This window comes from Pantoea sp. AG702, assembly GCF_003182295.1.
Taxonomy (GTDB): Bacteria; Pseudomonadota; Gammaproteobacteria; order Enterobacterales; family Enterobacteriaceae; genus Pantoea; species Pantoea ananatis.
This window is the reverse complement of sequence record NZ_QGTU01000002.1, coordinates 400,741-421,432: the sequence shown is the minus strand read 5'-3', so window position 1 is coordinate 421,432 and position 20,692 is coordinate 400,741. Positions and strand designations below refer to the sequence as shown.

At 50.8% G+C, this 20,692-nt stretch carries 15 protein-coding genes; 8 read left to right on the top strand and 7 right to left on the bottom strand.

The window, feature by feature from the left end; translation table 11 throughout:
* Window positions 1–422: 422 nt before the first annotated feature.
* Complete coding sequence (locus DFO57_RS08330; RefSeq protein ID WP_014606658.1) at window positions 423–1,091, top strand: YecA family protein; 669 nt, start codon at window positions 423–425, stop codon at window positions 1,089–1,091.
* Window positions 1,092–1,366: 275 nt separating this feature from the next.
* Here the strand turns inward: DFO57_RS08330 and DFO57_RS08325 are convergent, their stop codons facing one another.
* From DFO57_RS08325 to DFO57_RS08310, 4 genes are all read right to left on the bottom strand, one after another.
* Complete coding sequence (locus tag DFO57_RS08325) at window positions 1,367–2,077, bottom strand: FadR/GntR family transcriptional regulator (protein WP_013024491.1); 711 nt, start codon at window positions 2,075–2,077, stop codon at window positions 1,367–1,369.
* A 99-nt stretch (window positions 2,078–2,176) separates the two neighbouring features.
* A complete protein-coding gene (locus tag DFO57_RS08320) occupies window positions 2,177–3,574 on the bottom strand; it encodes an MFS transporter (RefSeq protein WP_014595264.1) in 1,398 nt (465 codons plus the stop codon).
* 142 nt (window positions 3,575–3,716) lie between these two features.
* Window positions 3,717–4,748 (bottom strand): L-idonate 5-dehydrogenase, encoded by a 1,032-nt coding sequence (idnD, locus tag DFO57_RS08315; RefSeq protein ID WP_028714786.1) that lies wholly within the window; start codon window positions 4,746–4,748, stop codon window positions 3,717–3,719.
* A gap of 41 nt (window positions 4,749–4,789) precedes the next feature.
* Window positions 4,790–5,557 carry an SDR family oxidoreductase gene (locus tag DFO57_RS08310; protein WP_110015265.1) on the bottom strand — a complete coding sequence of 256 codons (768 nt, stop codon included), beginning with the start codon at window positions 5,555–5,557 and terminating at the stop codon, window positions 4,790–4,792.
* Window positions 5,558–5,881: 324 nt separating this feature from the next.
* Here DFO57_RS08310 and DFO57_RS08305 point away from each other — a divergent pair, with 324 nt between their 5' ends.
* Window positions 5,882–7,135, top strand: a complete 1,254-nt coding sequence (locus DFO57_RS08305; RefSeq protein ID WP_013024487.1) for an enolase C-terminal domain-like protein — start codon at window positions 5,882–5,884, stop codon at window positions 7,133–7,135.
* 223 nt (window positions 7,136–7,358) lie between these two features.
* Here the strand turns inward: DFO57_RS08305 and DFO57_RS08300 are convergent, their stop codons facing one another.
* From DFO57_RS08300 to DFO57_RS08290, 3 genes are all read right to left on the bottom strand, one after another.
* Window positions 7,359–11,330: a beta strand repeat-containing protein gene (locus DFO57_RS08300; protein ID WP_369974474.1), complete on the bottom strand. Its 3,972-nt coding sequence runs from the start codon at window positions 11,328–11,330 to the stop codon at window positions 7,359–7,361.
* 503 nt (window positions 11,331–11,833) lie between these two features.
* Window positions 11,834–13,171 carry an AAA-associated domain-containing protein gene (locus DFO57_RS08295; RefSeq protein ID WP_014595259.1) on the bottom strand — a complete coding sequence of 446 codons (1,338 nt, stop codon included), beginning with the start codon at window positions 13,169–13,171 and terminating at the stop codon, window positions 11,834–11,836.
* A 10-nt stretch (window positions 13,172–13,181) separates the two neighbouring features.
* A complete protein-coding gene (locus tag DFO57_RS08290) occupies window positions 13,182–14,918 on the bottom strand; it encodes an ABC transporter permease subunit (protein WP_014595258.1) in 1,737 nt (578 codons plus the stop codon).
* A 958-nt stretch (window positions 14,919–15,876) separates the two neighbouring features.
* Here DFO57_RS08290 and DFO57_RS22665 point away from each other — a divergent pair.
* The 6 genes from DFO57_RS22665 to kduI all read left to right on the top strand — a co-directional run bounded on the left by DFO57_RS22665 (window position 15,877) and on the right by kduI (window position 20,674).
* Window positions 15,877–16,080, top strand: a complete 204-nt coding sequence (locus DFO57_RS22665; protein ID WP_024472318.1) for a hypothetical protein — start codon at window positions 15,877–15,879, stop codon at window positions 16,078–16,080.
* A gap of 264 nt (window positions 16,081–16,344) precedes the next feature.
* Window positions 16,345–17,313 (top strand): hypothetical protein, encoded by a 969-nt coding sequence (locus DFO57_RS08280; protein ID WP_013024482.1) that lies wholly within the window; start codon window positions 16,345–16,347, stop codon window positions 17,311–17,313.
* 5 nt (window positions 17,314–17,318) lie between these two features.
* The gene (locus DFO57_RS08275; RefSeq protein ID WP_064373173.1) at window positions 17,319–17,915 is read left to right on the top strand and encodes a hypothetical protein; all 597 of its coding nucleotides are present in this window, start codon (window positions 17,319–17,321) and stop codon (window positions 17,913–17,915) included.
* A 160-nt stretch (window positions 17,916–18,075) separates the two neighbouring features.
* Window positions 18,076–18,672 (top strand): hypothetical protein, encoded by a 597-nt coding sequence (locus tag DFO57_RS08270; protein ID WP_228225368.1) that lies wholly within the window; start codon window positions 18,076–18,078, stop codon window positions 18,670–18,672.
* Between the two features lie 133 nt (window positions 18,673–18,805).
* Window positions 18,806–19,396 (top strand): hypothetical protein, encoded by a 591-nt coding sequence (locus DFO57_RS08265; protein WP_024472321.1) that lies wholly within the window; start codon window positions 18,806–18,808, stop codon window positions 19,394–19,396.
* 441 nt (window positions 19,397–19,837) lie between these two features.
* Complete coding sequence (gene kduI, locus DFO57_RS08260) at window positions 19,838–20,674, top strand: 5-dehydro-4-deoxy-D-glucuronate isomerase (RefSeq protein WP_019105053.1); 837 nt, start codon at window positions 19,838–19,840, stop codon at window positions 20,672–20,674.
* Window positions 20,675–20,692: the final 18 nt, after the last annotated feature.

Here is a 20,692-nt window from a genome sequence, read left to right as displayed (position 1 = left end):
TAACCTCTGGGGTGAATACTCTTTTCTGGTCACGTCCTCGCGCCCATTTTATTGTTGTTATCAGGCACTGACGAACGTTCATATCAGCATCATGCCGGGGGATTATTCCGCTGTGCCTATATCGACACAGATTAGCCAAATCTTTATGCTTCTGGTCATCGTTTCCTACTGAAGGATGTCACCCCTGGCAGGACACACGTAAGGGAAACGAAGCAGGTTGGCGCCTGATATAGCCACGATCGTGCAGGAAAACGTATTGCAGGCCGCGAAGAGTAACATAGCAGGCCTGGTAATGCCTCTGCTGAGTCCGCTGCCGTTCAGGGCAACCCGACGACACTGCCATCAGCGCAATAAGCGTGTACACTGCGCGTTTTTACACGCAGTAAATTTTCTGCTGCACCAGACACGTTCGGAGATATCCCATGAAAGAAGGCCCGTTAAGCGAAAAAGAGCTGCAATGGCTCGAAGATATGCTGGAAAAATACGGTAGTGAAGCGTCGATTCTTGATGTTTCAGAACTGGATGGCCTGCTTACTGCCGTGCTTTCAGGTCCGACGACGGTAGAGCCAAGCCGCTGGCTGGTCGCGCTCTGGGGCGGCGAAAAGCATATTCCCAAATGGAGTAATGAGCGCGAAATGACGCGCTTTATGGAACTCAGTTTCCAGCACATGAATGACATTGCTGACCGCCTGTCTGAGTTTCCAGAACAGTTTGAACCCCTGTTTGGCGTGCGCGAAATGGAAGGTCTGGAATTTACCGTCGTTGAAGAGTGGTGCTACGGCTATATGCGCGGCGTGGCCTTAACCGACTGGTCTGCACTCCCTGCTGAACTCCAGGACTCACTGGACGCCATCGCCCTGCACGGCACAGAAGAGAATCTGGAAAAGGTTGATGCGCTCACGCCTGAAGAAATGGAAAGCAGCATTGATGCTATCCGCCCTGCCGCCCTGGCGCTTCATGATTACTGGATCTCACAGCCCGAAGCGATTCCTCAGGTGCAGCAGCCGGTCACTGCGGAAAAACAGCCGGGCCGCAACGATCCCTGCCCCTGCGGCAGCGGAAGAAAATACAAGCAGTGCTGCCTGCATTGATTGAAGAGGGAGCCCGGTCCACTGGCTCCCTTGTTTATTCTGCCACAGTTAACTTCACCACTCACGTCGGAAGAGCCCTATGGCTAACCTGCCGCTTCGCCCTCATTTCTTACAGAATGCTGGATCGCTACGTGCTCATGACCCAGACCAGCGCGTTACTGGCGATAAAACGGACCAGCAGGGCAATGGCAATAAGAAGCCTGTCACGGTGAATCCTGTTTTCCTCAGCCTGCAGAAGGGGTGGCTTTTTTCGCGTTCCCGCAGCGCGAAACAGCCTATTCCCCCTCTTCTTTTTTAATCATATCGATGGCGACCACGTTATGTTTCATCGCCTCATTCAGCACCTGTACCGCCGAGGACGCATCGCGGTTTTTAATCGCCATAAAGACTTTGATGTGCGCCTCAACACTTTCAAGCGTAATGCCCAGTGAGCGATTCAGTTCTTCAAGATAATAGTAATAAATATCTTTGATTGACTTCATCACGTTGTAAAACACGCTGTTATGAGAGGCGCGGATAATCGCCAGATGAAATTCGTAATCCGCTTCCGAATATTTCTTATAATCGCCTTTATTAATAAGCATGTTATTGAGCGCCTGCTCCAGCAGGCCAATATCCTCTTCTGTGGCATGTTCCACTGCCAGCTCAACACATTTAAACTCGACGGTCTGGCGAAAAACCATCATGTCGTTAAAGGCTTCCCGGCTCAGATGCATTAACGGTCTGGCATTGTGATTAAGCATCTGTGGCGAAAAGTCTTCACACACGTAACTGCCGCTGCCCTGACGGGTAATCACGATACCCAGATCGCGCAGGCGCTGCACCGCGCTGCGTATACTGACCCTGCTGACATTAAAAGAGTGCGTCAGCTCCGCTTCAGAAGGTAAACGCGTGCCTGCGGACCAGCTACCGTCCAGTAGCTTCGCCTTAATTTGCTCGAACACTTCGTTAACGACGTTCTGTTTCTGAATGGATTTTATGCTCACAACACCTTCTCATATGATGTCCTACATGACGCCATTCTATCTTATCCTTTCCAGCAAAGTCCTGCGCTAACGCAGTGACAGACAGGGTTCAACCTTGCCTTACTCGCCGCTTCCTGCCCGGATCGAGGGGGCAACAGGATGACAACCATCCGGCACGCCGCCCGAGGCATCGGCCTCTGCGGTAAGATCCCGATCCACCACCTCTGGCATTATCAGTGAAGCCAGCAGGCCGATACAGGAATAGCCGATCAGCATGATCGCAATCGGATACCAGGTGCCCGTGAGCTGGCAGAAAATACCGGCCAGGAGCGGCCCTAAGCCAGTGGCAAACAGCCCACCGATCTCCTTAGAGATGGCCATTTGCGCGAAACGGTTTCTGGAACCAAACATCTCTGCCATGGTGATCCCTTCAATCGCCGCCTGGCCCAACACTGCGATATTGTGAATGACGATCAGGCAAACCATGATGGTACTCACCGCCTGCGCGTTATCGACGATGAGTGAAATCATCGGATAAGCCAGAATAATCGAGCCCAGCGTCAGAATGCGGTAAGGAATACGGCGCCCTATCCGGTCTGAGAGCCAGCCGATAAGAGGAATTGTCATAAATCCTATTACCGAGCTCACCATGATGGCATCGGTGGGAACCGCCTTATTGAACAACAGCGTCTGAACCATATAACCCGCCAGAAAGGTCTGGATGATGCCCGAGTTACCCGCCTGACCAAATCGCAGCCCGGTAGCAATCCAGAAGGCTTTGCCTTTGATTAACTGGAAAACAGACTGTGCCGGCTGATCGTGGGGCTTGACGGTGGCAGACTCGGCAACGTTTTCAAACACCGGACTTTCTTTCAGGTTGAAACGCAGCCAGATAGCAAATCCCATCACGACGAAACTGGCCAGGAAAGGAATACGCCATGCCCAGGCAATGACTTCGTCATTGGTGAAGAAAAAGAACATAGCCGCCCAGATGGCGGTTGCGCTTAACGTGCCGCAGTTGGTGCCCATGGCAACCAGCGAGGCAATAATGCCCTTTTTCCCTTTGGGCGCATATTCAGCCAGCATAGTGCTGGCACCCGATATTTCTGCACCGGCGCCTAATCCCTGAATAATACGCAGCGCCACCAGCAGCAAGGGCGCTAAAATACCCACCTGCTGGTAAGTGGGTAATACGCCAATTAAGGTGGTACAAACGCCCATTAAGGCGATAGTGATAAACAGGACTTTTTTTCGGCCAACACGGTCGCCCATTTTCCCAAAAAAAACGGCGCCGACGATTCGCGCGATATAACCTGCACCGTAGGTTCCCATTGCCAGAATCAGCGCCATCGCACCCGACTGTTCGGGAAAAAAGACTTCATGAAAAACTAACGCCGCACCAAGAGAATAGAGCTGGAAATCCATAAATTCTAACGTTGTACCCAGCCATCCTGATACGGATGCCCGGACCAGATCAGAGGTATTACGTTCTGTGGTGTTGGTATTTAAATGACTCATGTTTTCACCCTGAGGTCGACGATGCGTTAACAGGCGACTAAATGACAGGCGAGTGCCGCTTACGCGGAGCGTGAGGATCTCTTCACCCGCGACAATCACCGATGTTTTAAGCCAGAGTAATAACTACAGGTTCTGAGATATTTTATGAAAACTGAACTAATACTTTTGAATGTTGTGTTTTATCACTGGCCGCCTTTAATGCCGCCTCAATATCGTGATAGGCATAATTGCCGGAAAGAATCGGACGCGGATCGATAATGCCCTTTTCCAGCCATTTCACCGCCACATCAAATTCATCGATAAAACGGAAGGAGCCTTTCCAGCTAATTTCTTTTACCAGCATCTGCGCTACCGGGAAATTAAGCGGACTTTTTCCCATCCCAATTTGAACCACAACGCCGCCAGGCCGCGTAACCAAAATACTGGATTCAATCGCTGCTTCGGCTCCGCTGGCTTCCAGCGTAACGTCGAAATATCCCCGATTTTCACCGTAGCGGGCAACGGCGGCACGATCGCTCGCATCCACTGCCGAGTCAGCCCCCATTTCTACCGCGATGCGGCGGCAGCGCTCGCTCGGATCGAACGCCACGATCTCTGCCGCGCCGGAAGCGCTTGCGGCGGCAATCGCTAAGGCGCCGATGGGGCCCGCGCCCATCACCAGCACCCTTTTCCCGACGATGCTGCCTGCCACGTTGAGCGCATGGATCACGACGGCGGTAGGCTCAGCAACGGCCATGACGCTGGCCGGAACCTGCTCATCATAAGTCACGCACTGCTTCGCAGGCACCACGACATATTGTGCAAATCCACCATTCACGTGCGGAGTGAACTGGGCGCTCCCCATAAAGCGCATGGTGGCGCAGGCATTCTGTTTACCTGCCCGACAATACTCACACTGACCACATGGCTGTGATGGATTAATCGCGACTTTTTGTCCCGGTTCTAACCCTGATGCTGCCGGCGCCTGGAAAATCCGCCCCACAAATTCGTGACCTATCACCAGCGGTTGCTTAATCACGGATAATCCGGCACGTCCTTCATGGTAATAATGAATATCCGAGCCGCAGATGCCGCCGCATTCCACTTGAACAACGACATCATCATCCGAATACTTCAGTTCGCGCTGCTCAACCGCGATCTCTTTTTTGCCCTTTGCCACGCAGGCATGCGTCATTATGCTGTGCACATGTTTTTCCTCTTCCGGGTCAATAACGCTTACAGCATGGCCAGCCAGCCGCCATCCACGTAGATAATCTGACCATTGATATAATCTGAGGCAGACGATGAAAGAAAAACGGCCGTACCGGCCACTTCTTCTGGCCGTCCCCAGCGCTGCGAAGGGTTACTGCTTTTCACCCAGCTGTCGAACCGGGCATCGTCCACCAGCGCACTGTTCATGTCCGTCAGGATATATCCCGGCCCAATCGCATTGGTCTGGATATTAAACTGCGCCCATTCGGCCGCCATTGAGCAGGTCAGCATCTTAATGCCGCCCTTGGCAGCGGTATAAGGTGCAACGGTTGGCCTGGCCGCCTGGCTGGTCAACGAACCGACATTGATGATTTTGCCGCCCCGATCGCGGGCAATCATGCGTTTGGCTGCCGCGCGCGAAACCAGAAAGGCGCTGGTGAGGTTGGTATCAATCACCTTTTGCCAGTTTTCCAGTTCCAGCTCCAGCATGGGTTTGCGGTACTGGATCCCGGCATTATTTATTACGATATCGACTGCGATGCCCTGCTCATCCAGACTGGCGAACACCTGCTCTATCGCGCTTTCACAGGTCACATCAAACACCCGGCCGGAGACGCGATAGCCTTTATTTTTAAGCTGTTCAACGGCCTCGTTCAGCACCGCTTCACGCGTGCCGTTCAAAATAACCGCTGCCCCGGCAGCGGCTAATGCTTCGGCGTAGGCAAACCCCAGGCCGCGGGAGGACCCCGTTATCAAAGCCGTTTTACCGGTCAGATCGAACATTGCAGTCATAATCCACCTTCAAATATGTATGACAACTATCTTATTAAGGTGAATTTGCCGACAGATTAAATCAATACACAAAGCGTATTTATGAGGCACATATCACAAATGCTTAACAGAAAAATACATCAAATCATTGTATTTAATAGACATAAAAACAATGCATTTAGCCTGAGACGTTTCATTAGATCGCCGTCACAAAAATAGCAGTGCAGAATTCAAGCCGGATAAATTTATGATAGAAAGGAAATGTTGTATGACAACATACCATTAAACCCTGCGTAGCAGAGATGAGTACGGTGCGGTTAATGTTCTGAATAATAAGGAGCTAGTGTGAGCAATCTGTTCATCACCAATGTAAAAACAATTTTGACTGCGCCGGGCGGCATCGATCTGGTGGTGGTTAAAATTGAAACGAATGAGCCCGGACTGTACGGTTTGGGTTGCGCCACCTTTACCCAGCGCATTTACGCCGTACAAAGTGCCATTGATGAGTACCTTGCCCCGTTTCTGATTGGCAAAGATCCCGCCAGAATAGAAGATATCTGGCAGTCCGCCGCAGTGAGTGGCTACTGGCGCAATGGTCCGGTAATGAATAATGCCCTTTCCGGCATTGATATGGCGCTATGGGATATCAAAGGTAAACAGGCTGGCCTGCCGGTTTATGAACTGTTGGGTGGGAAATGTCGCGACGGTATTGCGCTCTATGTGCACACCGATGGCGCCGATGAAGTTGAAGTGGAAGACAGCGCTCGCGCCAAAATGGAAGAAGGCTACCAGTATATTCGCTGCCAGATGGGCATGTACGGCGGTGCCGGTACTGATGACCTGCGACTGATTGCCAATCGCATGGTGAAAGCGAAAAATATTCAACCCAAGCGCTCGCCTCGCACCAAAGCCCCGGGGATCTATTTTGATCCGGAAGCCTATGCGAAAAGCATTCCGCGTCTGTTTGATCATCTGCGCAATAAACTGGGTTTCAGCGTGGAGCTACTCCATGATGCCCATGAACGTATTACGCCGATTAATGCCATTCATATGGCTAAAGCGCTGGAGCCTTATCAGCTTTTCTTCCTTGAAGATCCGGTTGCTCCCGAGAATACGGAGTGGCTGAAAATGTTGCGCCAGCAGTCTTCCACGCCGATCGCAATGGGCGAGCTGTTCGTTAACGTGAATGAGTGGAAGCCGTTGATCGACAATAAGCTGATTGATTATATCCGCTGTCATATCAGCTCGATTGGCGGTATCACACCGGCGAAAAAAATCGCCATCTACAGTGAATTAAACGGTGTTCGCACCGCCTGGCACAGCCCTGGGGATATCTCCCCGATTGGGGTTTGCGCAAACATGCATCTGGATCTGAGCTCGCCTAATTTCGGCATTCAGGAATACACGCCAATGAATGATGCGCTACGTGAAGTCTTCCCGGGCTGTCCTGAAGTGGATCAGGGCTATGCTTACGTCAATGACAAGCCGGGGTTAGGGATTGATATCAACGAAGCGCTGGCGGCGAAATTCCCCTGCGAGGGCGGCAATCCGACCTGGACGATGGCCAGGACTCCGGATGGCACAGTCTGGCGTCCCTGAGTCATCAGGTCTTTTTGCAGAGGCTCAGCAATGGGCCTTTTTGCTTTTCCCTGGCATTGTTGGCCTGGCCGGCCTGGACCACAACAGGCCGTTCAGGTCGGCTTTACTGTGTTCAGGGACAGATAAATAACCAACAAGAACACGCTTCTCTGCTTTTTTAAGCCTGGTCTGCGCGCTGTATAAACCTCCCGTCCCCTCGCGAACATTCCCTCTGTTATGGCGATTATTCTTCGGGTTTATTCACGATATTATTGTCCTCATCCATCTGGTAAGGCATATCCGCTTCTATTCCTCCCTTTCCGGTTTTAGCGACCACGTTAGTGTAGCGCTTTCCATCCCAGCAGCGAAAAATCAGAACTGAGTTTTCCCCGGCGGTCAGGGTTGAACCATTGCTTCCTATCAGCTTGCTACGGCATCCGGCGGTGAGAATGCTGTTGATGCCCGCCGTCAGCTTGCTTCGATCTCCCGCCATGAGGATGCAGTCATTGCCTGCCGTGAGTTTGCTGCGATCGCCAGCGGTGAGATAGCTGTTGTTGCCTGCCAGAAGCTTGCTGCGATCCCCGGCGGTTTGGGTGCTGTCCGCTCCGGCAATCAGCTTGCCGCGCTCTCCGGCCATTTGCACACTGTCTGCCCCGGAGATCAATGTGCTGCGATAACCCGCCGTTTGTGAGCTGCCCTTTCCCGCAATCAGCATGCTGCGGTTGCCGGTGATCTGGGTGCTTTCCGGGCCAGCAATCAACGAGCTTCGGTGGCTGGCGATCTGATTACTGCCATATCCCGCCGTCAGACTACTGCGTCTGCCCGAAATCAGGCTGCTTCCGTAACCGGCGGTGAGTACGCTGCGAAGTCCGCTGATCAACGTACTGCCATAACCCGCCGTCAGGAAGCTGCGAATACCGCTGGTCAGCGAACTGCCGTAGCCTGCGATCAGGGAGCTGTCGGCGCCCGCCGTTGCGGTACTGCCGTAACCTGCCGTTAGCGTACTACTGTGCTCGGCCGTTTGCGTGCTGCCGTAACCGGCTGTCAGCGTACTTTGATAACCCGCCGTCTGGGTACTACCGTAACCGGCAATCAATGAGCTGTCATAACCGGCCATTGAGGTACTGCCGTATCCGGCAGTCAACGAACTCTGTTCTCTGGCAGTCTGCGAACTCCCGTAACCAGCCATCAACGTACTTTTAAAACTGGCGGTCTGGGTGCTGCCGTAGCCTGCGATCAGTGAACTCTCATAACCTGCCGTAGAAGTACTGCCGTAGCCGGTCGTCAGATCGCTATTCTCCTGCGCCGTCTGGGTGCTGCCGTAACCGGCCGTCAGAATACTGTTGTAACCGGCGGTCTGCGTGCTGCCGTAGCCCGCGATCAGGGAACTGTCGGGGCCTGCCGTCGAGGTACTGCCGTAGCCCGTGGTCAGATCGCTGCGCTCCTGCGCCGTCTGGGTGCTGCCGTAACCGGCCGTCAGAATACTGTGATAACCGGCGGTCTGCGTGCTGCCGTAGCCTGCAATCAACGAACTGTCGTAACCCGCCGTCGAGGTACTGCCGTAGCCCGTGGTCAGATCGCTATTCTCCTGCGCCGTCTGGGTGCTGCCGTAACCGGCCGTCAGGATGCTGTTGTAACCCGCTGTCTGCGTGCTGCCGTAGCCCGCGATTAACGAGCTGTCGTAACCCGCCGTCGAGGTACTGCCGTAGCCCGTGGTCAGATCGCTATTCTCCTGCGCCGTCTGGGTGCTGCCGTAACCGGCCGTCAGGATGCTGTTGTAACCCGCTGTCTGCGTGCTGCCATAGCCCGCGATCAGAGAACTGTCGGCGCCGGCGGTTGAGGTGCTGCCGTAGCCCGTGGTCAGATCGCTGCGCTCCTGCGCCGTCTGGGTGCTGCCGTAACCGGCCGTCAGAATACTGTTATAACCCGCTGTCTGCGTGCTGCCGTAGCCTGCAATCAGAGAGCTGTCGGCACCGGCGGTTGAGGTGCTGCCGTAGCCGGTCGTCAGCACACTCTGTTCGCGCGCCGTCTGCGTACTGCCGTAACCCGCCGTCAGGCTACTGTGATAGCTGGCGGTCTGGGTGCTGCCGTAGCCCGCAATCAGGGAGCTGTCGGCACCGGCGGTTGAGGTACTGCCATAACCTGCGGTGAGATCGCTGCCCTCCTGCGCCGTCTGGGTGCTGCCATAACCGGCCGTCAGAATACTGTTGTAACCGGCTGTCTGCGTGCTGCCGTAGCCTGCAATCAGGGAGCTGTCGGCACCGGCGGTTGAGGTACTGCCATAACCTGCGGTGAGATCGCTGCCCTCCTGCGCCGTCTGGGTGCTGCCATAACCGGCCGTCAGAATACTGTTGTAACCGGCTGTCTGCGTGCTGCCATAGCCTGCAATCAGGGAACTGTCGGCGCCGGCGGTTGAGGTGCTGCCGTAGCCGGTCGTCAGCACACTCTGTTCGCGCGCCGTCTGCGTACTGCCGTAGCCCGCCGTCAGGCTACTGTGATAACTGGCGGTCTGGGTGCTGCCGTAACCTGCAATGATTGAGCTGTCCGAGCCTGCCGTGCCGGTGCTGCCGTACCCGGCAGTGAGGTCACTGCCTTCTCTCGCCGTCTGGGTACTGCCGTAGCCCGCCGTTAGCACACTGTTGTAGCTGGCTGTCTGCGTGCTGCCATAGCCTGCGATCAGTGAACTATTTGCCCCGGCTGTAGACGTACTGCCATAGCCGGTGATGAGATCGCTTTCGTTCTGCGCGGTCTGCGTACTGCCGTAACCCGCTGTCAGCGTGCTACCGTAACCCGCTGTCTGGGTACTGCCATAGCCCGCGATCAATGAACTTTCATAGCCTGCCGTAGAGGTACTGCCATAACCGGCCGTAAGATCGCTGCCCTTCTGCGCGGTCTGGGTACTGCCGTAACCGGCTGTCAGCGAGCTGTCTTCGCCCGCCGTCTGGGTACTGCCGTAACCGGCGATCAGGGAGCTGTCGTCACCCGCCGTACCGGTACTGCCGTAACCGGCCGTAAGGTCGCTGCCCTTCTGCGCGGTCTGGGTGCTGCCATAACCGGCTGTCTGGGTGCTCTCTTCCCCGGCCGTCTGGGTGCTACCGTAGCCCGCGATTAATGAACTGTCGGCACCCGCCGTGCCGGTACTGCCATAACCTGCAGTAAGATCGCTGCCCTTCTGCGCGGTCTGGGTACTGCCGTAACCGGCTGTCAGCGAGCTGTCTTCGCCTGCCGTCTGGGTACTGCCGTAACCGGCCGTAAGGTCGCTGCCCTTCTGTGCGGTCTGGGTGCTGCCATAACCGGCTGTCTGGGTGCTCTCTTCCCCGGCCGTCTGGGTGCTGCCGTAGCCCGCGATTAATGAACTGTCGGCACCCGCCGTGCCGGTACTGCCATAACCCGCGGTAAGATCGCTGCCCTTCTGCGCGGTCTGCGTGCTGCCGTAACCGGCTGTCAGCGAGCTGTCTTCTCCCGCCGTCTGGGTACTGCCGTAACCGGCGATCAGGGAGCTGTCGGCGCCCGCCGTGCCGGTACTGCCGTAACCGGCGGTGAGATCGCTGCCTTTCATGCCGGTCTGCGTGCTGCCGTAACCCGCCATCTGGCTGCTCTCTTCACCTGCGGTTTGGGTACTGCCGTAGCCCGCGACTAATGTGCTGTCTGATCCCGCTGTACCGGTGCTACCATAACCGGCAATTAATGTGCTGCTATCACCCGCCGTCTCAGTACTGCCATATCCGGCAATCAGCTGACTCTGATGCGTGCCGCTGAGCGTACTGCCATAGGTTGCGATTTCAATCGTTTGTGTCGGCTGCGTACTGCCTGATTCGATGGTCGCATCAATATCATCTGTTACAGGCAGCGATCGATTGCCTGCCTTTACCTCTGAAGTGACATCAGGCGCTCCAGGCCCGGCCTGCATTTCCGTACAGGCAACGTAATCAGCCCGATGGTGCAGGATAAATTGCATCGCACTGGTTTTCGTTCCAACGTGAAGAACCTCAGCACGGGGAAATTTAATCCAGCCATGAGTTTCAATAGCGATACACTCATCGGCATCCACTTCAGCGACAACCCACCTGGCATCAGCGTGCAGGCTCAGCGGTGAATCCGATCCTTTTCCCCAGATTAGCCCCGTTAGTCCGTTCTCAAAGCCTTTAACCGGCTTCCAGTATTTACACTCTACGATACCGCTTAACGGCCAGATGATTCCGCCGTGATCGGCCATATTATTAGCACAGGTACGTAATATTAAAACCTTGTCTTCTTTCATGTCTAAACCTTCATTTCATTAGGGCATGAAAACAGTCTTACTCCTCTGGTTCTAAAAGAACCTAATCCTAATTGTTTAACCATCGCCCAACTCACAAACATTAATGAGATCACGAAATATTAATAAATAATAAATTACCGCCACTTAATTTTCAGAAACCATAAAATTAATAAATAAAACAGAATTAAATATTCACCAATAATCAATTCACCCCAAAATAATAAGAGAAAAAAACACGAACAAGCCAGTTAAACAACTGGCTTTCAATGTGCAGGCAATGAATTATAGTCATCAAATACCACAATAAACCATTTACCTCTGCGGAATAAGAACAGTGTAAACCGCGTTTATTTATCTTTCAGAAAGGATTATTGCCTTGAGAATCTTTCAGGCACCATCCCGTGCAGAGTAACGGGATGGTGTAAGGGATAACGCAACCTTTTGCTGAGCGAGCAGAATTAAAACTCAACGTCTTCCAGACTAAAATATTCGGTCTGATCGTTATAAGAGAAGATCTCTGCATAGCGGCCCCAGTTGATCACGCTGTCCAGCGTCTCTTTGGCGGCGCTGTCAGCCAGTGAGTCTTCCAGCTCCTGCTCGAAACGCATGCGTGGCGCACGATGACCGGGACGTTCATCCAGCACGGTTTTAATCAAGGCGGCCAGCGGCACATAGCGCAGCAGATGATCGGCAAACATGACTTTGCGCTGCTGGGTATCCGATTCGGCAAAAACCCGGGCAGGTGGCGTCAGGAAAATATCCCCTTCCCTGACGTCGGCAAAGCCCAGTGACTGTAGCACTTCGGCTATCGGGAACAGCTCATCGACCTCCAGATGCAGCGAACGCGCAACATCCGGCATGTCTGCACGACCGTGATAGGGCGCGGCCGCCAGGGTTTCAATCAGGCCGGCCATCAGGTTAGTTGATACCTGCGGCAGGTGCGTGCCCAGCCTGAGGCTCTTTTTCACATTATCGCTGGTTGGCCTGGCGGTCATCTGCGTGTACACATCATCAACCAGACGACGGAATGCGGGATCAAGGCGATTGCGAGGATGGCCAAAGGGCACTTTGATTTCAGCCACCACGCGTCCAGGATTCGACGACAGCACCAGAATGCGGTCGCACATAAACACGGCCTCTTCGATATTGTGAGTGACAATCAGCACCGACTTCATCGGCATCTGCCCTTCGTTCCACAAATCGAGTAAATCCGTACGCAGCGTTTCGGCGGTTAATACGTCCAGTGCAGAGAAAGGCTCATCCATTAATAAGAGAGTGGGATCAACCACCAGCGCGCGAGCAAAACCGACACGCTGACGCATTCCGCCTGACAGCTCGCGTGGGTAGGCGTTTTCAAAACCGTCCAGGCCGATCAGGTCGATGGCTGCCAGGGCGCGTTTTCTGCGCTCCGCTTTTTCCACGCCCAGCGCCTCCAGGCCAGCTTCCACGTTTTGCAGTACCGTCAGCCAGGGAAACAGCGCAAAGGTCTGGAACACCATCGCCACGCCTTTGGCCGGCCCGTTAAGCGGCTTGCCCAGATACTCGACCGCGCCCGAACCTGGCGTGATCAGGCCAGAAATGATGCGTAACAACGTGGATTTCCCTGAGCCTGAGCGGCCCAGCAGGCCGACAATTTCCCCTTCCTGCAGGGTGAGATTAACGTCATCCAGAATCAGTACTTCACCATGCGTTTTATCATAACCGTGCTTAATGTCTTTCACCGTCAGGACCGCTTTGCGCCCTTCTGGTTTCCTGTTCGACACGTCTGGGTTCAGTGTGGGTGGATTATTTAACATCAGGTGTCCCTTAATTGGCACGGAATTTTGATTCGGCGTACACGTACAGCGGTCGCCACAACAGACGGTTGAACAGGGTGACAAACAGCGACATCACCGCGATACCAAGAATGATTTTGGGGAAATCCCCGGCGGCGGTGGTTTGTGCGATGTAGGCACCTAAACCGTGCGCCGTGACCTGCGTATTCCCCCACTGCACAAATTCAGACACGATGCTGGCGTTCCACGCGCCTCCGGAAGCGGTAATCGCGCCCGTAATGTAATAAGGAAAAATGCCGGGCAACATCACCTGGCGCCACCATTGCCAGCCACGGATATGAAAGTTCGCTGCGGCCTCTTTGTAGTCATTCGGAAACGCAGTAGTCCCTGCCACAACGTTAAACAGAATGTACCACTGGGTGCCAAGCACAATGAGCGGTGACAGCCAGATATCGGGATTAAGATGAAAATGCACAATCATAATCACGAAAACTGGGAACATCAGGTTTGCCGGGAAGGCTGCCAGAAACTGAGCCACGGGCTGAATCTTGCCCGCCAGAGCAGGCCGCAGGCCAATCATTACGCCTAACGGCACCCATATCAGCGACGAAATCAGAATCAGCACCGTCACGCGCAATAAGGTAATCAGCCCCAGCGTGAAAACGTGTTTCACCTCATCCAGCGTCACGCCGATCTGAACGTAAGTAATGACCCGGTAAACCACATAGAGGGTCAGTAAAATGACGAACGCGCCCCAGACAATGTCACCCAGCCTTGAAGCACGGCGAGTATTGTTCTCGAAACGCACGGGTGCCGCTGTCGGCCAGCGCCATGAGATACGCGCCAGCGCTGACAGCAGCAGCCGTAACGGCGTGAAGATCTGATGAATCAGACGGGTTCGACGCATTAAATCGCGCACCCAGGAGGTTGGCGCATTTCCTGAGCGGGTGTTTTCCATGCGGAACTTATCTGCCCAGGCGACCAGCGGTCTGAACAGCAACTGGTCGTAAGCCAGAATCACAATCACCATGGTGAGTAACACCCAGCCTACCGCGTGGATATCTTTATGCAGAATAGCCTGCGCCAGATAGCCACCGACACCGGGCAAGGTAAAGGTGTTATTGCCGACCGTGATCGCTTCAGAGGCGACAATAAAGAACCAGCCGCCTGACATCGACATCATCATGTTCCATACCAGCCCCGGCACAGCAAAAGGCGCATCCAGCTTCCAGAAACGTTGCCATCCGGTCAGATGAAATCCGCGCGACACTTCCACCAAATCGGCTGGCACGGTGCGCAGCGACTGATAGAAGCTAAAGGTCATGTTCCACGCCTGGCTGGTGAACAGGGCAAAGATGGCCGCCAGTTCTACGCCCAGCACCTGCCCCGGAAAAAGCGCAATAAAGAAGGTGACGGTAAAGGAGATGTATCCCAGCACCGGCACGGACTGCAGGATATCCAGAATTGGCACCAGCACCTTTTCAGCACGGCGGCTTTTGGCGGCCAGCGTGCCGTAAATCAGGCTGAACACCAGGGAAGCCAGCATTGCCACCAGCATGCGCAGCGTGGTGCGCATGGCATATTCCGGCAGATTAGTGGGATCGAGCGAGATAGCCTGGGTTTTTAAACTGTCTATCGGCATCAACGTTTGATGAAAGCCGACCGCGACCATAGCAATCAGACAAATGATCAAGGGAAAAGCCACGGCATCCCAGACGTTAGGCAATAACCGTCTGTTGGCCGCCAGCATGGTGAATCGGAAGTTCATGAACCCTCTCTTCTTTTCATCACGGGAGCGACTGAATTATTTCAGGTGAGGGATTATCAGGCAGGATTGTTAAACGTATGCTCACCTGATGACCGGGTTTTTATTAATTTTTTGTGAAAGCAATACTGGGCGCTTATCGCCCATCCTGAAATGCATTAATTTCCCATGAAAAACCGGATCTCCAATGTCGTCAGGACGCTTCAAACCCCAGATGGTTAGTGAATCACAGATTAGCTTTATCACTATGATTAACCCGTTACAAGAGTGTTAATGACACCCGAGGATTCATCATATCCTGCTACATCACCCCTGATGGATGAATGCCGCGTCAGGCCTTATTCAGGTGATAACAATCAGGGAGGTGCCGACATAAAATATTAGAAAAATTGAAGCAGAGATTGCTTGCCTGCGTGTTGATAAATATGGCGCTAAATCAGGCTTAAAATCTTACCTTAAAAAATGAGGCCTGTTCACTTTTGTAAGATCCACGCCTTGCGACGGGATGACAACACTGGAGGCCATAAACTTCCCGCTCAAGTAATGCAGGCGATTTCCACATTGATGTTCAAATGAAGACCGAGTCTTAAACGTTACGATGTGTAAACCTGATGAAAAGAACCCGCTTTAAAGGCAGGACGCAACGAGATAAAGGCTTTCTTGAAATAACGCTGGATATAAAACGGATATTCCCTGTCCGACGGACAGACAGGGAAACGCTTTTTAGTTATGTACTTTGACGGGTGTACATTTTGGCACGGTAACAACGGGTTCCTGCCCCAGGATCCCGGGGATCATCTGAGACTGACAGTCAAAAATGCGACCTTTATCTGTAGTGGCGCGATAAGAGAGCATTTGAGAGCCCAAGGTATCTGGTTTAGTCGCGGATACATTAGTTACAGTGATTTCATCGGAAGAGCTCAGACCCAGCATTTTTGCAGTCTCAGCCTGAAGGGGAGGAATGGCTTCATTAGATGACATCGTGCTACAGCCACTCAGCGCAAGCAGAGAAAAAGCAACAAGTACCCTGTTTTTCATGATTTTGTTTATCCCAAACATAGTAAAAGGAGAGGTTAAAAAAACTCAAGCATTTGATCAATTCCTGCACAATAGTTTTAAACCTTTCTGCCACATTAAAGCAACATATTATGTAGGCCGAGTTTGACCCGTTTGGCTGAAAAAAGGCGTTTAACCGAGCGCCCTGTAAACAAGTCGCCTCCTGGACATGCTGGATTGTCATGAAATGTAAAGCCGGATTAATCACTTGATAAGCAACAGACTTCTGACAAAGGGATGACTGACAAGGACGGGGGCAGTAACACATTGATGGCTCTAATGGATCATTAAGACTATTCTTAATTAATTCGTTTCCGCTGCGCTTTACCCTTGACGCTTCGCAATCCGGTTTTCATCAGCAAGGAGTGAGCTAATGGCCTTACCAGGACAGTCTTCAAACAATCTTCCTGACTACAATATCGCGCGACGACTGGGCATGGTGTCCGCAGATGACATTGATTTCACCGCTTTGGCCAATCGTCTGGATTGCACGCGGGATTTCAGTCAGGTGGGCATCATCTATTCCGATGGCCGCGAACAATGGCTTGTTCGCCCTTCGCGTCGCTACGCTTCGTCGAACCAAAGTAATGTAAGTCATGTGGTGATTACGAAGGTTCCGACTGTGACATCTCAGACGGCAGCCAAATCCATCACCGACACATTGAGCAAGCCCTCTCTTGCGAATGAAATAACGTCCACTGCGTTTTCATGCGGGGCTGCTGTAGCTACTGCATTTCTCGCGATCGCAGCAGGAAGTACGGTGCCATTGACAGCAGGCGCAACAGGCGTTGTTGCTGGGATAATCGCAGCCGGAACATTTGCGACTGTAGGTCAGTGCATCAATGGCGGCGCCCGATTACTGTTAATCAGTGCAGGCCATGAAGAAAGCGTCAACTGGATAGATAGTCAGGGTTGGTACACAGCGACCTGTACCGCTTTGGATCTTATTTCTTTGGCAGGCGCTGGTGCAGGACTCAAAGGCATATTTGATACTTACAAACTGATGCGAGGCGCTTCTTCCGCGCGCGCAATTGAGTGGTTAAAAACGTTGAGCAGAGCAGAAAGGAAGCGGATCACTCAAGAGATCATTCGAATTCAAAACCCAGGTATCTCAAATTCCGGCATAAAAGCGATTATGCATATGGGTGGCTATCCAAAGCGCTTTCCAACAGAGGCGTTGCAGAAATCACTACAAAAAGAGCTAGCTAACGCAATTATTAACACCTCTGCATTCGCTGGCAGTGCTTTGACGGGTACTATTCGTAATCCACAGACTGTATCACAATCAGGAAAGTATATTATAGGATTACTCCAGTCATTTAACGCTACAGGAATTAATTGATATACATGCTAAAAAAACTAAAAAAAACACTTACCTTAAGTAAAAGTTATAGCAAAAAAATTGATACATTTGACATTGCCAAACTGGAAAAGGTAAAGGATGAAATGATTGATGAAATGGAAGAACCTGTCGGTTGGCATACCATGGGACTTCCGCTTGTCGCAAGCTGTTTTCTGGCTATATTCAGTTTTGTCATTCCTCAGACGTCTTTATGGCAAGGCATATATACGCTAATGGGCTGGCCAAAATATGCCTTAATGATTGGCATTATGGTTGCCGCTTTTTTTTATGCTTTCCTTGTTGTCCTGTCATTGTTATTTATCTCGAAAGGCAGTTATGTTTTTTTAAGATTTCATCTACTTGTCCTTGCGATAACAACTTTATTCTCTTTGTTCTTTGTCTGTTACTGTTTCTTTTCATGGCTGACAGGCTCAGGCGTGCATGCGTTACTGTTTGGACTTTCATTTCCGGGACTGTTTGCTGCCTGTCTTTCCTGGAAGTGTCTGGATACTGACATGTTTTATCGCATGATTGCTTACTGCTTGCATAATCGTGCATGGCGCAAGCAAATTGAAGGACAAAGAAAAAATCACGCCTCGTAAAATAAGGAATTTTCAGAACTGGAAATTCAATATTTATGGCCTCGTTTCGGGGCTGTTTAATTAAAAATCAGTTACAATACTACCGCATATTGACCTGATATTAGTGGATGAAATCAGCACTAAATTTTTTAATAAAAACGCGCATGGCAGGCTCATTATCATGTTTAAACATCTAAAAAATGCATTAGCGCTCAGCGAAAAATTTAGTGCGAAAATCGTAAAGGGGAATGATGAACAACTTGAATCCGTTAAGGATGAGATGATGAATGAGATGGATGCTTCTATTGGATGGCATACTATGGGCATTCCTCTAATAATAAGCGCAATACTCACAATAGTTAGTTTCTCTCTGCCTCAAATTTCTATTTGGCATGGAATTTCAAAATGGATGGACTGGTCAAAAAACGCTTTTTTCATCGGCGCTATGATCACGGACTTAGTGGGTTGCATTATTATCATTCCATTAATGGCGGTCGTTGGTAAAGGGCAATATCTTGCGCTAAAAAGCTATGTTTACATAGCCTTTAGCACTGCTACATTAGCAATATCCTTCCTAATATATACGATATTAGGAACATTACTTGGTGCAGACATAAAAACCACACACTTAATAGTTTCAATCATTGGCGTCATTCTGATAATACTAAGTTTTATGTGTATTAATAGTTTAGTTTTTTATCGTATGATTGCTTACTGCTTGCATAATCGCGCTTGGCGTAAACAAATTGAAATGCAAAGAGAAAAACCACATCTCTAAAAGAGAGGAATTTATAGCCTCGCTTCGAGGCTTTTCCGTTGAAGCATACTTAAAAATTAAAAACATGGTGACCCTATTTTATTAAATAAACACATCCTGTATTGATAAAAAACCAAGGAAGTTTTTGATAATCATGTTTTATAATCTGAAAAGTTCATTAGAGCTTAGCAAAAAGGTCACTGCACAAATTAGTAAAGCTAATGATGAACAACTTGAATCCATTAAAGATGAGATGACAGATAAGATGGAAGTGCCAATTGGATGGCATATTATGGGTATCCCTTTAAGCTCAAGTCTAATATGCTCACTGTTTTCTTGTGCGATGTCTCTGATGCCATTAGGCATTAAAATGATCGATAACTTCAATTGGCCTAAATATCCTACATTGACAGGCGTATTTATCACTTCGATTATTTATTGCCTGTTCGTCTACATCTCTGCATTTTCCATAGTCAGGGGCTTCTATCACGCTATAAAGATATACCTTGCTATTTATGTTTTTACAACAACACTGGCAAGCCTCAATTTTATATTTGATATAGTCGCAATTTATCAGGCCCGAATGCACAGTGCATGGCTAATTAGCTCTTCTGTTATCAGCATGCTCCTCATTATTTTTTGCATTAGATCCCTTAATAGCAGGATGTTTTACAAATCTGTTGCATATTATTTGTTTGCACGCGCCTGGCGTAAAAAGCTGTATCGTCAAAAGTATAAACCCTGAGCGTTAAATATATTTTCTGACTATAAAATCTTTACATAATACTATTTATAACGAACGTGTTATTAAGATTATAAATTCTTTCAAAATTTGGTAAATCAATGTCACTTTAAAAGTATCAAGAAACTCCTCAAGAAGTATTAACAAAAACAAATCAACATTAACAACCATCTAATAATATAAATATTAAAACAACTGATAAAAATCATAAATTAATAAAGCTCACATGCATTTCACTTTATAATTAACAAATTAAATTACATGAACACCTCACATCCCATAAAAAAAACCAGAGCCATCTCACCAATTCAATTTAAAAATAAAACATTGTTTCAATTTTAATTGAAAAGAGATTTTTTGCCGAATAGGATGCACAAAAATGAATTCATGCTGCTTTAATTCATTACTGAATAAATTTACTTGCACCACTAACGGGAGGTTAACGTGGAAGTCAGACAAAGCATTCATAGCGCCCACGCCAACGCGCTGGATACACAAGGATTACGCGATGAATTCTTGATTGAGAAGATCTTTGTGCCCGATGAGTTCACCATGGTGTACAGCCATATCGACCGTATCATTGTTGGCGGCGTGATGCCGGTCGGCCAGGCTGTCGCGATAGGTAACGATGTGGGTAAGCAACTTGGCGTCAGCTATTTTCTGGAGCGTCGCGAACTCGGCATGATTAATATCGGCGGGCCCGGTCAGGTCACCATTGATGGCGAAGACTATGAGATCGGTCATCGTGAAGCGCTGTATATCGGCAAAGGTGCCCGAGAAGTCCTGTTCAGCAGCCTGGCCCCACATCGCCCCGCGAAGTTTTATTACAACTGCGCACCGGCGCATAAAACATTGCCCATCCGCAAAGTGACGGCTGGCGATGCCGCTGCCGTCACGCTCGGCGATAACCTCACGAGCAATCGCCGCACGATCAACAAGTATCTGGTTCCTGACGTCCTGGAAACCTGCCAGCTCAGTATGGGGTTAACGCAGCTTGAACCCGGCAACCTCTGGAATACCATGCCGTGTCATACCCACGAACGCCGTATGGAAGTCTATCTCTATTTCGATATGGATGATGATGCCTGCGTTTTTCATATGATGGGTGAGCCGCAGGAAACGCGTCATCTTCTGGTTCACAACGAGCAGGCCGTCATTTCACCGGCCTGGTCGATCCATTCAGGTGTCGGTACGAAAGCCTATACCTTTATCTGGGGAACAGTCGGTGAAAACCAGGTGTTTGATGATATGGACCACGTATCGGTCAAGGATCTGCGCTAATCCTCACCAATGCGCCGC

Excerpts from the sequence above, each read along its gene's own strand:
- DFO57_RS08270 (WP_228225368.1), top strand. The coding sequence starts at position 18,076 with ATGTTTAAACATCTAAAAAATGCATTAGCGCTCAGCGAAAAATTTAGT.
- DFO57_RS08310 (WP_110015265.1), bottom strand. The coding sequence starts at position 5,557 with ATGACTGCAATGTTCGATCTGACCGGTAAAACGGCTTTGATAACGGGG.
- DFO57_RS08330 (WP_014606658.1), top strand. The coding sequence starts at position 423 with ATGAAAGAAGGCCCGTTAAGCGAAAAAGAGCTGCAATGGCTCGAAGAT.
- DFO57_RS08290 (WP_014595258.1), bottom strand. The coding sequence starts at position 14,918 with ATGAACTTCCGATTCACCATGCTGGCGGCCAACAGACGGTTATTGCCT.
- DFO57_RS22665 (WP_024472318.1), top strand. The coding sequence starts at position 15,877 with ATGGCTTCATTAGATGACATCGTGCTACAGCCACTCAGCGCAAGCAGA.
- DFO57_RS08300 (WP_369974474.1), bottom strand. The coding sequence starts at position 11,330 with ATGGCCGATCACGGCGGAATCATCTGGCCGTTAAGCGGTATCGTAGAG.
- DFO57_RS08275 (WP_064373173.1), top strand. The coding sequence starts at position 17,319 with ATGCTAAAAAAACTAAAAAAAACACTTACCTTAAGTAAAAGTTATAGC.
- DFO57_RS08320 (WP_014595264.1), bottom strand. The coding sequence starts at position 3,574 with ATGAGTCATTTAAATACCAACACCACAGAACGTAATACCTCTGATCTG.
- DFO57_RS08280 (WP_013024482.1), top strand. The coding sequence starts at position 16,345 with ATGGCCTTACCAGGACAGTCTTCAAACAATCTTCCTGACTACAATATC.
- DFO57_RS08265 (WP_024472321.1), top strand. The coding sequence starts at position 18,806 with ATGTTTTATAATCTGAAAAGTTCATTAGAGCTTAGCAAAAAGGTCACT.
- idnD (WP_028714786.1), bottom strand. The coding sequence starts at position 4,748 with ATGACGCATGCCTGCGTGGCAAAGGGCAAAAAAGAGATCGCGGTTGAG.
- DFO57_RS08295 (WP_014595259.1), bottom strand. The coding sequence starts at position 13,171 with ATGTTAAATAATCCACCCACACTGAACCCAGACGTGTCGAACAGGAAA.